Below are 13,855 nucleotides of genomic sequence, written 5' to 3'. Positions count from 1 at the left end.
TGACACAATATCGAACACAAATTGTACTTATAAATAAAAACGATTAGGTGAAGCAATGAAGAAAACAGTAATAGGCGCAGTAATGGCGTTAACTATGTTATCAGGGCAAGCATTCGCAGCGGGCGATGTCGCGGCTGGGCAGGCAAAATCGGCAGTGTGTGCTGCCTGTCATGGCGCGGATGGTATGGCAACCATTCCCGGATACCCAAACCTGAAAGGGCAGAATGCTCAATACATCATGAGCTCCATCAAAGCTTATAAAAACAAAGAGCGCACGGGTGGGCTTGCTCCAGTAATGCAGGCACAAGCGTCACTGCTGTCTGATGATGATATTGCCAACTTAGCGGCATACTACTCTAGCTTATAGTCGCTACCTAGCTCTCACTAAAAACAAAACCAGAGCAATGTTCTGGTTTTATAATTTTCGCTCTAATAAATTTCATCAAACTCAAGATTTTACGATACCAAAACGAGACAAAGATTGAATGTTGTAAGACGGTAAACGATAATATCCGCATACGATTAAAGCTTAAGGGATGAACATGAAGAAGATTGAAGCGATTATCAAGCCATTTAAACTGGATGATGTTCGAGAAGCGTTAGCTGAAGTTGGCATCACAGGGATGACCGTTTCTGAAGTCAAAGGTTTTGGTCGTCAGAAGGGTCACACGGAATTATACCGTGGTGCAGAATACATGGTGGACTTTCTACCTAAAGTGAAACTTGAAATCGTAGTTACTGAAGATGTCGCAGACAAATGCGTTGAGACCATCATCGAAACCGCTCAAACCGGTAAAATTGGCGATGGTAAAATTTTCGTCACTGATGTTGAGCGTGTAATCCGCATTCGTACTGGTGAAGAAGACGAAGACGCGATTTAACATTTCACTCTAAATTTATTTTTGATTAAGCTAAAAGGGAGCCTGATACGGCTCCTTTTTTATTCTGTAACCGTCAGTCAGGTTAAACACATTCAGGTACGCCTTTATGCTTAAGCGTTTCGTCCTTGCAGTAGTCTTTTTTTTCATGGCAGTTGTACTTGGCTTTCAAGTCATTTTCACGGTTCCTGACCATCCACAAATCATCACCCAAACCGGTGATGAAATTACTGAAGATATTCAATGCATCGAGTTCAATGATTCGCAAGTGTTAGATGAACAGGGGGAACTCAACGTATTGATTTGGAATATTTACAAGCAAAGCAAAGACAATTGGCAAAGTGCACTTAATGCGCTTTCAACGGACAAGCAATTGTTATTACTTCAAGAAGCCAGCATGACTGAGCCGTTCAAACAGTGGCTGGTGGACGGAAACTGGATGAGCAATCAAGTAAGTGCGTTTAAAGCTTTGGGCAGTGGTGCTGGTGTGATTAATATTGCGCAAAGGTTGCCTCAGAAAGCCTGTGCGTATACTTCCACAGAACCTTGGCTTCGTTTACCAAAATCCGCACTCTACAGTCAGTATCGTTTGAGTAATGGTAGTACGCTTGCGGTCGTAAATATACACGCGATTAATTTCACTGTTGGAACGGAAGAATACCACTCTCAAATAGCGGCTTTGGAGGCATTACTAACGCAACACTCCGGACCAATTCTGTTTGCTGGTGATTTTAACAGTTGGAATGAATATCGTCTCGAAGCCATGAAGCAGGCGTTACAGAAGGCAAACTTACAAGAAGTGTCGTTTTCACCGGATCATCGAACCCAGTTTATTACTGGTCAGCGTCTCGATCATGTGTTTTATCGAGGGCTTGTGCTCAAAAACGCGAAAGCGCCGCAGAGCGACGCTTCCGATCATAATCCATTACTGGTCTCGTTCACTTTGGACGACTAACTCACGACGATATAAAGCGCCCAAATGACGTAAAACATCACCCAAGGCAGGCTAGCGATAACCAAAGCTTGTCCGCGCTCAAATTCTGTCCATGTTAGAACAACACCGTAACCTAAAACGATGTACCAAGGTAACAGCAGTGGCAGTGAACTTGCGAAGTGAGACCACTCATTGGTTAGCGGCAGTTTCAACAAGCCGTTGAGGCTGTTGAGATCTGCAGCGTAAGTCATCACTTCGCCATGGTTGAGTATTAAGCTCGCGTAGCTTGCAACATCACCAAGTACCGCTGGGAATAATATTGCACAAGCGGCAGCGAACCACTTCCAATAACCGTATTGCTGTTTGCTGGCTTTCGTCGCAAGGAAGAACCAAAATGCGAGCAGAAGCAGGGTAGCAAATCGGTTAACCACATCATTGATGATCGCGCTCGCCATTAGCGTGTTTGGCTCCAACAAGTCGATCTGTTGAGGATTGATTTGTTGCAGCTGTGGGGTGAGCTGCTCACTCAACCAAGTAAAGTCTACGTTAGAGAAGTACGCTCCCCAGAACAGAAACGGGCTGATCATCAAAATAATAAAGAGTTGCCAACCCCAACCACCACGTTGGTATAACGCCAAAAAGCATGAAGTAGGTGAACGAAATACATCCAACAACATCACAAGCGGATTGCTTGATGGTTTCATACACTTACCTTAGTGACGTCAACGTACAGCTTAAGTTTTTGACCTGGTTGTAGGTATTTTTTCTGTTGGAGAGAATTCCATTTCACAATGTCAGTACTCTTCACTTTAAATTTGCTTGCGATACCACTGATCGTGTCGCCAGAACGAACATTGTAGAATACCGTACGAATGACTGAGTCATCGGCCGCTTTCTTCCAAATGACGATCTTTTGGCCTTTTCTTAATGTGTCTTTTGGTCCCATGCCATTCCATTTAGCAAGAGATTTGTACGACACGTTATTGTCACGAGCAATTGACCACAAGCTTTCACCAGACTGTACTACGTGCGTCAGTTTAAGCTGGCCGCGCGCTGTAGATTGCGTTTTGCTCAAACGGTTGCTCGCCGATAACGCGTATTTCGAGTCATCTTTCGTCGATGTTGGGATCAGCAGGTGTTGGCCAATACGGATATTATCATTCGACAAGCCATTAGCTCGGCGAATTACTTTCGTCGTTGTGCCATACTTACGTGCTAATACGCCCAGCGAGTCCCCCGATTTTACCTTGTAGCGAGCAACTTTAACGCCTTTGCCACGGTTCTCTGCTACCTGAGCAAGGAACGCATCCTTCTTTTCGATCGGGATCAGCAGTTTTTGTGGACCGTTTGGTGACGTAGACCACTGGTTGTAAGCTGGGTTGTAGCTTTGCAGCTCTTTGACACCGATGCCTGCGTAATCAGCTGCAATCGCGAGATCGAGTTGCTCTTTAGGATCTACGAGTGCTAATACCGGCTTGTTAGGGATAGCAGGAATATTAAGACCATACTTATCCTGATTTGCGACCACATCAGCAAGCGCTAAGAGTTTAGGCAAGTAGCTGCTGGTCTCTTTAGGTAAATCCAAAGAGAAAAAGTCAATCGGCTTACCAAGGCTCTTGTTTTTGCGAATAGCTCTGGATACTCGACCACCACCGCTGTTGTAGGCTGCGATAGCGTGTTCCCAGCTTCCATCAAATTGCTTGTTCAGTTGAACTAAGTAGTCTAATGCTGCTTCTGTCGAGGCCGCTACATCGCGACGTCCGTCATACCAGTAATTTTGTTCAAGGCCCATCATTTTTCCGGTACCCGGAACAAATTGCCAAAGGCCTGCTGCACTACCATGTGAGTAGGCAAAGGCATCGAACGAGCTTTCAACCACTGGCAACAAAGCCAGTTCCATTGGTAAATCTCGTTTTTCAATCTGTTCAGCGATCATGTACAGAAATGGTTCTGCACGTTGTGACACTGTTTTAAGATGATTTGGGTGTTTTAGATACCAGGTACGGTAGTAATCCACCTTTTTATTGTGTGGGATGTCCATTTCAAGCTGCATAGCAATACGTTGCCATACATCTTCTTGTTCCTGAGGAGAAAGCACCTTTGGCGTCTCTTTGACAGCATCTGTCAAAGATTGCTTACTTTTTGCTTGTTCCTTAGCTGCTTTTTGTTTAGCCGCTAGCTCTGATTTGTTGGTCTCTGGTGTTGACGTTGTTGAATCTGGAGAGGTCATCTGACAACCAGAAAGCAATAACGCCAAAGCCAAACTGTACTTCAAACGCATGGATTCAGCCTATTTAGGGCCTTTTTATCTTCTCCAGCCTGTCGCGTAGCAAGCGCTACGTGGCAATCGCAAGATAATAGACATATTTCTTTAAACACTAATAAATGAGGTTAAAACCTCTGAATATGCAATGGGTCGACATAAAATTAGATTTATATTCTACCCAAAACGCAGAGAAGCGCCGAAAGCGCCTCTCTGAAAAATCAATCCATGATAATACTGGGGTCTTGTAAACTTACAAGTAAAAATTGGTTAAAATTCGTTCTTCCACACTCTTAATGCCGTAAAAACAGAGCATGGATCGTCATTTTTTATGCGATTCGTCACAGACTTAATGACTTCTGGGTTATTAGTGCGCAAAAATGGATTGATCCATTTCTCTTGACGTAACGTGGTTGGAAGGGTAGGGATGTTCAGTGCACGTAGTCGATTTACATCATCGCGGTACTGGCGAAGCTTCTCATTGTCTGGCTCGACAGCAAGCGCGAACGCGACGTTGCTGGCAGTGTACTCATGCGCGCAATAGACTTGGGTTTCATCAGGAAGCGCAGCGATTTTGCTCAGTGAATCAAACATTTGTTCTGCTGTGCCTTCAAAAATACGACCGCACCCTGCAGAAAATAGCACATCACCGCAAAACAATTTGCCATCACCAACATAGCCTATATGACCTAGCGTGTGACCTGGTAAACCCATCACCATAAAGATTTCGCCGAACAGCTCTAGTTTGTCACCTTCTTCCATTGGCGCGGTTAGCGTTGGGATAGGCTCTGCTTTAGGGCCAACAACGGTAACATCAGGAAATGCACGGACTAAATCTGGAACACCACCAATGTGATCATTGTGGTGGTGCGTAATCATAATCGCTTCTAAAGTTAACTCGTTAGCTTGTAAGTATTCCAATACAGGCTTTGCATCACCCGGATCAACAACGGCACAACGTTTATCGCTATTTTGTATTAGCCAGATGTAATTATCATTAAATGCGGGTATGCTTTTGATCTCTAACACGATTCGTTCTCCGTCACCCATTATAGTTAGGTGGTTAATGAAACCAGCACTCAGCAACAAAACTATACCACACCCGTCGACTTGGTCCGATCTGAATAATGGACCTTGGGTGCTTGAGTCAATCCAAACTCGGTTTGATGAGTGGTGTCCGAAACTTTTCGGTTACCACATGCTCAAACTGGGCGGGTTGAGCTGTGAGCTAACCAGCAGTAATTGTAACATTCAACACCAAGTCAACGTAGATATCCAGAATCCGTTGCATAATGTCGTTGCGGATGGTTACGAATTACCCTTTTTGGAAAAAAGCTTTGATGTGGCAATTCTGGCTCATCAGCTAGACTACGCACGTGATCCTCACCGTCTATTAAGAGAAGTGGACAGAGTGATGATGGATGATGGCTACCTGATCATTACTGGTTTTAATCCATTTAGCTTTACTGGCTTGGCGAGTCTTTTCCCGTGGCGTAAAAACAATTTGCCTTGGAGTGGCCGAATGTTCTCATCGAATCGTGTTCAGGACTGGCTGGGGCTGCTTAACTATCAGGTGATTCATCGTGATCGCTATGCACTTTTCCCTATGACACGCTACCGCACAATGTGTACTTGGTTTGAAAACAGTTTAGGGGAATGGGCATCGCCAGCGGGCAGTCTGTATTATATCGTTGCCCGTAAACGAACATACCCTCTCAAGCCAATCAAGCCGCACTGGCGTTTAAAGAAAAAGCTCACACCACTTGGGGTTATGAATCGAGAGGGTGCTGGAGTGAAAAAGATGTCGAGCGATAAGCGTTAGGAAGCTTGATAGCCAGTGTCTTCTTCAGTCGGGTTTTCCGCTGCTGTTCGGGCTAATTCATCACAGATTTCGTTTTCTCTGTGGCCCGCATGACCTTTTACCCAATGCCATTCAACTTCATGGCGGGCGGTTTCTTTATCGAGCGCCTGCCATAAATCTGCGTTCTTCACTGGCTTTTTATCCGCTGTTTTCCAACCACGTTTTTTCCAGTTATGAATCCACTGAGTAATGCCTTGACGGACATATTGGCTGTCGGTTGTTAATGAGACTTTGCAAGGTTCTTTTAGCGTTTGCAGCGCAACAACTGCAGCGAGCATTTCCATACGGTTGTTGGTCGTTAGGGTGTAGCCTTTAGATAGTGTTTTTTCCACGTCTTTGTAGCGCAGAACGACGCCGTAACCACCCGGTCCAGGGTTACCTAAACAAGATCCGTCAGTGAAAATCTCAACGTGTTTGGTCATATTTTTTGGTACTATTAGCCGAAACATTTATTAAAGCATAGTCTGACACATATAAGCTTATGAATACCAGCAGCAATTCTGAATATAATCGCATTGTGGTTCTCGATACCGAAACCACGGGTATGAACCAAGAAGGCGGTCCTCACTACATGGGGCACCGTATTATTGAGATCGGAGCCGTGGAGATCATTAACCGCAAGTTGACCGGGCGTCACTTTCACGTTTATCTAAAGCCTGATCGTGAAATTCAGGCAGAAGCGGTTGGGGTTCACGGTATTACCGATGAATTCTTAGTTGATAAGCCTGAGTACGCCAGTGTGCACCAAGAGTTTATCGACTTCATCAAAGGTGCCGAGCTGGTTGCCCATAATGCGCCCTTCGATACCGGCTTTATGGACTACGAGTTTGAAATGCTCGATCCGAATATCGGTAAAACAGATGATTTCTGTAAGGTAACCGATACCCTTGCCATGGCGAAGAAGATCTTCCCGGGCAAGCGAAATAACCTCGATATCTTATGTGAACGTTACGGCATTGATAACTCGCACCGTACACTCCACGGGGCTTTGCTCGATGCGGAGATTCTGGCTGACGTTTACCTCTTGATGACTGGTGGACAAACAAGCCTTGAGTTTAACGCCAACAAGCAAGAAGGAGGCGTAGAAAGCGTTCGTCGGGTCGAGGGAAGAAAAGCGCTAAAGGTTTTGCGAGCAAGTGCCGATGAAATAGATGCGCACCAGAAAAGGTTAGAGCTGGTGAACGACAGTATTTGGCTTCAATAGGAGAAACTATGCTCAGGGCTTTGTCGGTTGCTATCATGGCAATCTGGAGTTGTCTTGCGAGTGCTGCGAGTGAATCTACGATGTCTCTGTTAGATAATCGCTTTCGTGTCGATCCTAGTATCGAGCAAATCACATTTCTGGTCCATCGTGAGCAAAGTTCTCAACCCGTTGTCTTAGTTCGTCCTGACGGTAAAAAATACTATGCTTGGGGCTCCTACGATAATATTCGTTGGTATCAGGAGCCTGCACTGGATATTGTCTCGATCGATCAGCCGATGCCGGGTCCATGGCAAGCGGTGGGTAAAGTCACGCCTAAGAACAACATTCGTTTAATTTCTCATTTGAAGTTAAGCACTGACGCTTTTCCGAATCATCTCTATCACGGTGAAGCACTCAAATTTACCTCACGACTGACTTCAGACGACAAGCCTCTGGTGTTAAGAGATTTTCTCGACCGAGTTAATTTACAGGTCACCTTTACCAAGTTTGTTGAAAACGAAGATGAGCTGATTAACGAGGAGCGACCAGTTCCATTAGTGATTGGTGATTTCCAGGATGACGGCCGAGATTTGGATGAGCAAGCTGGTGACGGTGTATTCACCGTTCAGCTGCCAATTGAAGTTCAACCGGGAAAATATCGTGCACGTATTGTCTCTGGGAATGGAGTCTTCTTGCGTGCTGAAGAGCAGGTAGTACTCGTATATCCTAATCCTATTTCGCGTACCTTTATTCAATCTCGTGAACAAAACCAACCTCATCAGCTGGTGGTCAGTGGCGAGCAAGGCATGATTGCGCCTGGTTCACTCCTGGTAAGTGTGGAAAAAAGTGCGCCCGATGGTTTTAAGAGTTATGGCCAAGGTCAAGTTTCTCAAGACGGTCTGAAAGCGACATTGAATTTGGATAATGACCCTGAGCTAGGTAAATACTCTTGGCAAGGCGTTATCTTTGCGACGGATTTTGCCACTCAACGTCCTCTGATTTTCCCAATTCAGGAGCAGACATTCAGTGTCGTTGATGACGTTGATTTGGAGGCCGCGCGTAAAGCCAAAGAAGCCGAACTTGCCGAGCAGCACCGAATCGAGACAGAAAAGCGCATCCTTGCTGAACGAGAAGCAGAACGTAAGCGCAGTCTACTAATGATCGCGGTAGGTAACGTCGTGATGTTAATTATCGGTATCCTAGTTTGGCTGATATGGCGCAAGCTAAAAGCTAAAAGAGAAGCCATTCCTGAAATGCAGCTGCAAATGCCAAAGAATTAGAATAAGCGGAACCGATTGGTTCCGCTTTTGGTTTGGTCATGGTCAGCATTGACGATATCAAGCTAATTGGGTTGAATTAATCACGCCAGTACTAAGCCACTTCGGGAATCGGCTTCGGAGTTTGTTCCAAATCGGGTTCTTTTTGCACAGCTGGAACTTGCCCTTCGCCAACAGCACTGATGTAGCATCCGCTGAGTTTAATGGCGAGATACATATCGGCACGCAGTAAGATCCCGCCATCGCTGGTGCTGATGCCCGTTAGATCACACCATTGGCGTAAGCGGCGTTTTCGACCAGCAAGAATCAATCGTATGCCGCGTTTTTTCAGCATTTCATGAAGATCTGACAGGGTTGCCATCACGCTTAAATCAAGGTGAGTAAAGCTGGATACGGCGTCTACCACCACGCAACTGACGTCTTTTGTATGTTCTGCTTGTTCCAATACCCGGCGTTTAAAATAAGGGGCGTTAAAATACGTCAGTGGCGAGTTAAACCGGTAAATCACCATCCCTGGTATCGGAGTGGCTTTACCTGTGCCATCGACAGTTCGTATTGTGCCTTTCTCATCCAAACCAAGGATTTGATCGCTCGGGCGCATGACAATCCGCAAAAATTGAAATAGCCCCAAAAGCACCGCTAGTGTAATCCCCGGAATCACCCCAATAACCAATACGGATACGAAGGTGATGCCTGCTAGGTTGAAGGCATCTTTGTCGCGCTGGCGTAATGTCCATATCGCTTTGAGGTCGAGTAACGATAATGAAGCGATGATCAATACTACGCCAAGTGAAGCGATAGGGATAAACTGTAAAGGCTCATAAATAAAGATCGCGATGACCGCGATAGTCAGTGCAGCAATAATAGAGACCAACTGTGATTTGCCGCCATTGGCATCGTTGACTGCCGTCCGAGAGTCTGCACCACTGATAGCAAAACCTTGCGAAAATGCCGAAGCGATATTGGCAAATCCTAATGCTCTGAATTCTTTATTTGCATCAATATCATAGCCATTTTTCGCTGCGAAGCTACGTGCGGTGAGCATCATGCTTACAAAGCTGACAATAGCAAGGTTCAATGCAGGGACCACCAGTTCACGAACTTCACCGAGTTCAAACTTTGGTGCTTGAAATTGAGGGAACCCACCCTGAGTAATGCCCACCACCGACACACCCATGTCTTGTAAATGGAGTAGCCAAACCGAGCCAGTTGTAACCAATATCGCGAGCATCGCTGCTGGCCAAGCGGGGCGAAAACGTTTGGTGACCAGATAAACGACGACAGTGGCAATACTTAACGAGACGGTAGGCCAGTGAACTTCGGTTAAGCGTTGAGGCGCTTCCCATAAACGTTCCAATAGGTAGCGCTGTTCGTATCTCCAGCCGACAACTTTAGCGAATTGGCTGACAATGATGGTCAGTGCAACACCGTTAAGTAATCCAAGCAGAATAGGGCGGGAGAGAAAATCCGCAAAAATCCCTAATTTAAATCGGCTCGCCACGACACACCAAATGCCCGTCATGGCTGTCATGGTCATCACTAACTGCCAGTGTTTGGTTGGGTCGCCAGCTGCAAGCGGAGTGACAACAGCAGCAATCACCGCACAGGTAGCGGCATCAGGGCCAACAATGAGTTGTCGAGAAGTCCCCATCAAGGCATAAACCAACATCGGCAACACACATGAATAGAGGCCGACAACAGCAGAAACACCCGTTAGTTGTGCATAAGCGATGGCGACAGGTAAGGCGACGGCAACGACAGAAAAAGCGGCTCGAAAGTCATTAGTGAACCATTCACGTTGATAATGCTTAAGCTGAACGAGGCCAGGGAACCACTGCGAGAATAATTTTTTGGCCACAGATGCACCCCCTAAAAAAATGGTTTATTTACAGTAAAGTATACATCGTTCTGTTATTGCGTCCGTGAGCTATTTATCACTCATCAGCGCACAAGCCGCATATCGCTATCAATCTAGGGCCAGAAAAAACAAAAAACCGAGAGCCATTTAGCTCTCGGTTTGCTTATTACTTTGGCGTTATTGTCTTAGGCGACGCTGTCCATGTGAGGATAATTCGGCTTTGCCGCCAATTGCTCTGGCTCAAAGTCATCGACATTGATGGTATCCAAACGGTGCTGCTCTGCTTCTCTGAGAAGTTCCGCTTCTTCCTGACTAATAATGCCTTGCGCTAGCCCTTCTTCCGCAATCATATCCAGACGTAAGAACGGGCGACGTTTGCCTTGTGCTTTACACACTTTGTCGAATACTGGCTCGGCTTGAAGAATCACAGACAATGCTAATTCAATCTTACCTGCCGGGTTATGTTCTGTTGGTGCCAGATACTGACCACGACCAATGCGCGAACGCGTTGCGCTAGGTGTTTGCAAAATACGTGCGACTTTGCTGTCGAGTTTGTCGCTTGGCGCTTTGCGTACACGACCAAACGGCATGATTAATACGCGCAGCGTGCGAGCAATGGCTTTGTTCGGAAAGTTAGCCAAAAACTCATCAACGGCGGTTTCTGCTTGCTTCAAGCTGTCTTGCAGAGCCCAGTGAACCAAAGGCAAATCTTCAACCGGACGGCCATCTTGTTCAAAGCGTTTTAGCGCTGCTGAACTTAAGTAAAGTTGGCTAAGGATGTCACCAAGACGAGCTGATAGACGCTCTTTACGTTTCAATGAGCCGCCAAGCACTGCCATCGAAATATCAGACAGAAGTGCTAAGTTAGCGCTGTAACGGTTAAGTTGTTGGTAGTAACGTTTGGTCGCGTCTTTGGTTGGCGCGGATGAACCCAAACCATCGCTCAAACCAAACCAAATGCTGCGTACAAGGTTACTCATGGTGAAGCTCACGTGACCTGCCAGTGCCTTATCAAACTTTTCGACGGCATCACTTGCATCAGAGTAGGCCGCGTTCATCTCTTCGAGAACGTATGGGTGACAACGAATGGCACCCTGACCGAAGATGATCATTGAACGAGTCAGAATATTTGCGCCTTCTACAGTCACGGCAATTGGTGAGCCTTGGTAGCCACGAGCGAGGAAGTTTGACGGGCCAATACAGATGCCTTTACCACCGACAATGTCCATGGCATCAATGATGCTCTGTTGACCACGGTGGGTACAGTGGTACTTCACGATGGCAGAAATAACAGACGGTTTCTCGCCAAGGTCGATACCCGCAACTGTTAAGTTGCTCGCAGCATCCATTACGTAGGCGTTACCACCAATACGTGCCAAAGGCTCTTCGATGCCTTCCATGTGGCCGATAGGCTGTTTGAACTGACGACGAATACGCGAGTAAGCGCCGGTTGCCAGTGCAGCTGTTTTAATGCCACCCGTTGAGTTTGAAGGAAGTGTGATACCACGACCAACCGACAGACACTCAACTAGCATTCGCCATCCTTGGCCTGCCATCTTCTCACCACCGATAATGAAATCGATAGGAACGAAGATATCTTTGCCGCGTGTTGGGCCATTCTGGAAAGGGACGTTAAGAGGGAAGTGACGATTTCCGATTTCAACGCCTTTAACATTGGTTGGAATGAGTGCACATGTGATACCCAAGTCTTCTTTATCACCTAGCAGACCTTGTGGATCGCGCAGTTTAAATGCAAGACCTAGCACAGTTGCCACAGGAGCAAGCGTGATGTAACGCTTATTCCAGGTCAGGCGCATGCCGAGTACTTCTTTGCCTTCCCATTGACCTTTACACACCACACCATAGTCTGGGATAGAGCCCGCATCGGAACCTGCTTCTGGGCTGGTTAAAGCAAAGCATGGGATCTCTTTACCTTCTGCCAGTCGAGGTAAGTAGTAATCTTTTTGCACTTCTGTACCGTAATGTTGCAGTAGCTCGCCCGGACCCAAAGAGTTAGGTACGCCAACGGTAGAAGAAAGCACGCCGGAAACACCGGTCAATTTTTGTAGTACTAACGACTGTGCGTAAGCAGAAAATTCCAGACCGCCGTATTTTTTCTTGATGATCATGGCAAAGAATTTGTGGTCTTTTAGGTATTGCCAGACTTCTGGTGGCAAATCTGCAAGCTCATGCGTTACCTGAAAGTCGTTGACCATGGCACAGACTTCATTAACAGGACCATCAAGGAAAGCTTGCTCTTCCGCACTCAGCTTAGGAGTCTGAATCGCATGCAGATTTTTCCATTCAGGTTTACCCTTAAATAATTCTGCTTCCCACCAGACCGTACCTGCATCTAAGGCTTCTTTCTCGGTTTGAGACATCGCCGGAAGGACTTTTTTGAAAACAGCTAAAGCCTTACGACTGATAAGAGATTGACGAATACCTGATACAGCAAATACGGCGATGGCAAGGATGTAAATAGCCCAGCCAATAAAGCCTGCGGAACCAGCGATGGTCAGCACTAACATGGCAGCAGTTAGAAGGCTGACGGATTTTACGAGTGACATTCGGTGATAGAGCGTAATGCCTAAGACGATTGTCATCGCAACGATTGAAAGCAAGATGTCCATATATGTTTTCCTTTTCAGACGTTATAAGTGTTGTGCGTCTGTATTCTGATAAGAGGTCTAACCAGTTCTTGTAATTGTAATCAGAATATTAACAAAATGTAAAACTTGGTTTTGGGTAAAAAGTGATCTAAGTAGAGTAAAAATTCTAAAAGTGCGATTTTGGTGCTGTTTTCTTGAGCAAGTTACTAAGTTTATTACTTCTACCAATCCAAATCTGTTGGTTCGCTATCGACACTAATTCTCGTTTGTGGGTAAACTCTCTGTAACGAAATGTCTGGTGTCAGATTGGCAACAGAACCATTTGCCAAGGTAATGTGATTGCATACCAAGGGCCGAAATAATAAAGAGAACGTCTTATGTACCAAGATCTGATTAAAAGTGAGTTAAACGAAGCTGCTGAAGTGCTCAACAAATTTTTAAGCGATGACCATAACATTGCTCAAATTGAAGCCGCTGCGAAATTGATTGCTGATTCTTTTAAACAAGAAGGCAAGGTGCTGTCATGTGGTAATGGTGGTTCACACTGTGATGCAATGCATTTCGCTGAAGAGTTGACAGGTCGTTACCGTGATAACCGTCCGGGTTATGCTGGTATTGCGATTTCTGACCCAAGCCACCTTTCTTGTGTAAGTAACGATTTTGGTTACGACTTTGTCTTTTCTCGCTATGTTGAAGCAGTCGGTCGTAAAGGCGATGTACTGTTTGGTTTATCGACATCTGGTAACTCAGGCAATATTCTTAAAGCCATTGAAGCCGCGAAAGCAAAAGGCATGAAGACCATTGCACTGACAGGTAAAGACGGTGGTAAAATGGCAGGTTTGGCAGACGTTGAAATCCGTGTGCCTCATTTTGGTTACGCTGATCGCATTCAGGAAGTACATATTAAAATTATTCACATCGTCATTCAGTTAATTGAAAAAGAGATGGAATAATTAGGACGGCAGTTCCTGTTTAAGGTTGGTATTTTAGGT

General features: G+C 45.8%; 13 protein-coding genes. 7 read left to right on the top strand and 6 right to left on the bottom strand.

The features are described from left to right. The first annotated feature begins 55 nt into the window (after positions 1-55). The 3 genes from DBX26_RS10750 to DBX26_RS10740 all read left to right on the top strand — a co-directional run bounded on the left by DBX26_RS10750 (position 56) and on the right by DBX26_RS10740 (position 1,833). Positions 56-367, top strand: coding sequence for a cytochrome c (locus DBX26_RS10750; protein WP_014232747.1), 312 nt, complete (start codon positions 56-58; stop codon positions 365-367). A gap of 175 nt (positions 368-542) precedes the next feature. Beyond that, positions 543-881 (top strand): nitrogen regulatory protein P-II, encoded by a 339-nt coding sequence (glnB, locus tag DBX26_RS10745; RefSeq protein ID WP_014232746.1) that lies wholly within the window; start codon positions 543-545, stop codon positions 879-881. Between the two features lie 106 nt (positions 882-987). After that, positions 988-1,833 (top strand): endonuclease/exonuclease/phosphatase family protein, encoded by an 846-nt coding sequence (locus tag DBX26_RS10740; RefSeq protein ID WP_118119100.1) that lies wholly within the window; start codon positions 988-990, stop codon positions 1,831-1,833. Here the strand turns inward: DBX26_RS10740 and DBX26_RS10735 are convergent. The 3 genes from DBX26_RS10735 to gloB form a co-directional block, all read right to left on the bottom strand. Further along, positions 1,830-2,516 carry a YIP1 family protein gene (locus DBX26_RS10735; RefSeq protein ID WP_118119098.1) on the bottom strand — a complete coding sequence of 229 codons (687 nt, stop codon included), beginning with the start codon at positions 2,514-2,516 and terminating at the stop codon, positions 1,830-1,832. The genes DBX26_RS10740 and DBX26_RS10735 overlap by 4 nt on opposite strands. Beyond that, positions 2,513-4,093 (bottom strand): LysM peptidoglycan-binding domain-containing protein, encoded by a 1,581-nt coding sequence (locus DBX26_RS10730; RefSeq protein WP_118119096.1) that lies wholly within the window; start codon positions 4,091-4,093, stop codon positions 2,513-2,515. The genes DBX26_RS10735 and DBX26_RS10730 overlap by 4 nt, the downstream gene beginning before the upstream one ends. 252 nt (positions 4,094-4,345) lie before the next feature. Then, positions 4,346-5,104 carry a hydroxyacylglutathione hydrolase gene (gloB, locus tag DBX26_RS10725; RefSeq protein WP_014232742.1) on the bottom strand — a complete coding sequence of 253 codons (759 nt, stop codon included), beginning with the start codon at positions 5,102-5,104 and terminating at the stop codon, positions 4,346-4,348. 37 nt (positions 5,105-5,141) lie between these two features. Here gloB and DBX26_RS10720 point away from each other — a divergent pair, with 37 nt between their 5' ends. Beyond that, positions 5,142-5,897 (top strand): class I SAM-dependent methyltransferase, encoded by a 756-nt coding sequence (locus DBX26_RS10720; RefSeq protein ID WP_065300063.1) that lies wholly within the window; start codon positions 5,142-5,144, stop codon positions 5,895-5,897. On the opposite strand, the gene rnhA is transcribed toward DBX26_RS10720, so the two are convergent. Next, positions 5,894-6,358 (bottom strand): ribonuclease HI, encoded by a 465-nt coding sequence (rnhA, locus tag DBX26_RS10715; RefSeq protein WP_020335128.1) that lies wholly within the window; start codon positions 6,356-6,358, stop codon positions 5,894-5,896. The genes DBX26_RS10720 and rnhA overlap by 4 nt on opposite strands. Before the next feature lie 59 nt (positions 6,359-6,417). Between rnhA and dnaQ the strand changes: the two genes are divergently transcribed. Continuing rightward, positions 6,418-7,140, top strand: a complete 723-nt coding sequence (gene dnaQ, locus DBX26_RS10710; RefSeq protein WP_014232739.1) for a DNA polymerase III subunit epsilon — start codon at positions 6,418-6,420, stop codon at positions 7,138-7,140. A gap of 8 nt (positions 7,141-7,148) precedes the next feature. After that, positions 7,149-8,399, top strand: coding sequence for a TIGR03503 family protein (locus tag DBX26_RS10705; RefSeq protein WP_118119094.1), 1,251 nt, complete (start codon positions 7,149-7,151; stop codon positions 8,397-8,399). Between the two features lie 91 nt (positions 8,400-8,490). Here DBX26_RS10705 and DBX26_RS10700 read toward each other — a convergent pair whose 3' ends face one another. Both DBX26_RS10700 and fadE read right to left on the bottom strand, forming a co-directional pair. Next, complete coding sequence (locus DBX26_RS10700; RefSeq protein WP_020335126.1) at positions 8,491-10,254, bottom strand: SulP family inorganic anion transporter; 1,764 nt, start codon at positions 10,252-10,254, stop codon at positions 8,491-8,493. A 185-nt stretch (positions 10,255-10,439) separates the two neighbouring features. After that, positions 10,440-12,884, bottom strand: coding sequence for an acyl-CoA dehydrogenase FadE (gene fadE, locus DBX26_RS10695; RefSeq protein ID WP_118119092.1), 2,445 nt, complete (start codon positions 12,882-12,884; stop codon positions 10,440-10,442). A gap of 356 nt (positions 12,885-13,240) precedes the next feature. Here fadE and lpcA point away from each other — a divergent pair, with 356 nt between their 5' ends. After that, complete coding sequence (gene lpcA, locus DBX26_RS10690) at positions 13,241-13,816, top strand: D-sedoheptulose 7-phosphate isomerase (RefSeq protein WP_014232735.1); 576 nt, start codon at positions 13,241-13,243, stop codon at positions 13,814-13,816. The last annotated feature ends 39 nt before the right edge of the window (positions 13,817-13,855 follow it).

The organism is Vibrio sp. dhg, assembly GCF_003443775.1.
GTDB lineage: Bacteria > Pseudomonadota > Gammaproteobacteria > Enterobacterales > Vibrionaceae > Vibrio > Vibrio natriegens.
This window is presented reverse-complemented; position numbering and strand designations above follow the sequence as displayed.

Coding starts and splice junctions, on each gene's coding strand:
- DBX26_RS10750 (WP_014232747.1), top strand. CDS start 56: ATGAAGAAAACAGTAATAGGCGCAGTAATGGCGTTAACTATGTTATCA.
- glnB (WP_014232746.1), top strand. CDS start 543: ATGAAGAAGATTGAAGCGATTATCAAGCCATTTAAACTGGATGATGTT.
- DBX26_RS10740 (WP_118119100.1), top strand. CDS start 988: ATGCTTAAGCGTTTCGTCCTTGCAGTAGTCTTTTTTTTCATGGCAGTT.
- DBX26_RS10735 (WP_118119098.1), bottom strand. CDS start 2,516: ATGAAACCATCAAGCAATCCGCTTGTGATGTTGTTGGATGTATTTCGT.
- DBX26_RS10730 (WP_118119096.1), bottom strand. CDS start 4,093: ATGCGTTTGAAGTACAGTTTGGCTTTGGCGTTATTGCTTTCTGGTTGT.
- DBX26_RS10720 (WP_065300063.1), top strand. CDS start 5,142: ATGAAACCAGCACTCAGCAACAAAACTATACCACACCCGTCGACTTGG.
- rnhA (WP_020335128.1), bottom strand. CDS start 6,358: ATGACCAAACACGTTGAGATTTTCACTGACGGATCTTGTTTAGGTAAC.
- dnaQ (WP_014232739.1), top strand. CDS start 6,418: ATGAATACCAGCAGCAATTCTGAATATAATCGCATTGTGGTTCTCGAT.
- DBX26_RS10705 (WP_118119094.1), top strand. CDS start 7,149: ATGCTCAGGGCTTTGTCGGTTGCTATCATGGCAATCTGGAGTTGTCTT.
- fadE (WP_118119092.1), bottom strand. CDS start 12,884: ATGGACATCTTGCTTTCAATCGTTGCGATGACAATCGTCTTAGGCATT.
- lpcA (WP_014232735.1), top strand. CDS start 13,241: ATGTACCAAGATCTGATTAAAAGTGAGTTAAACGAAGCTGCTGAAGTG.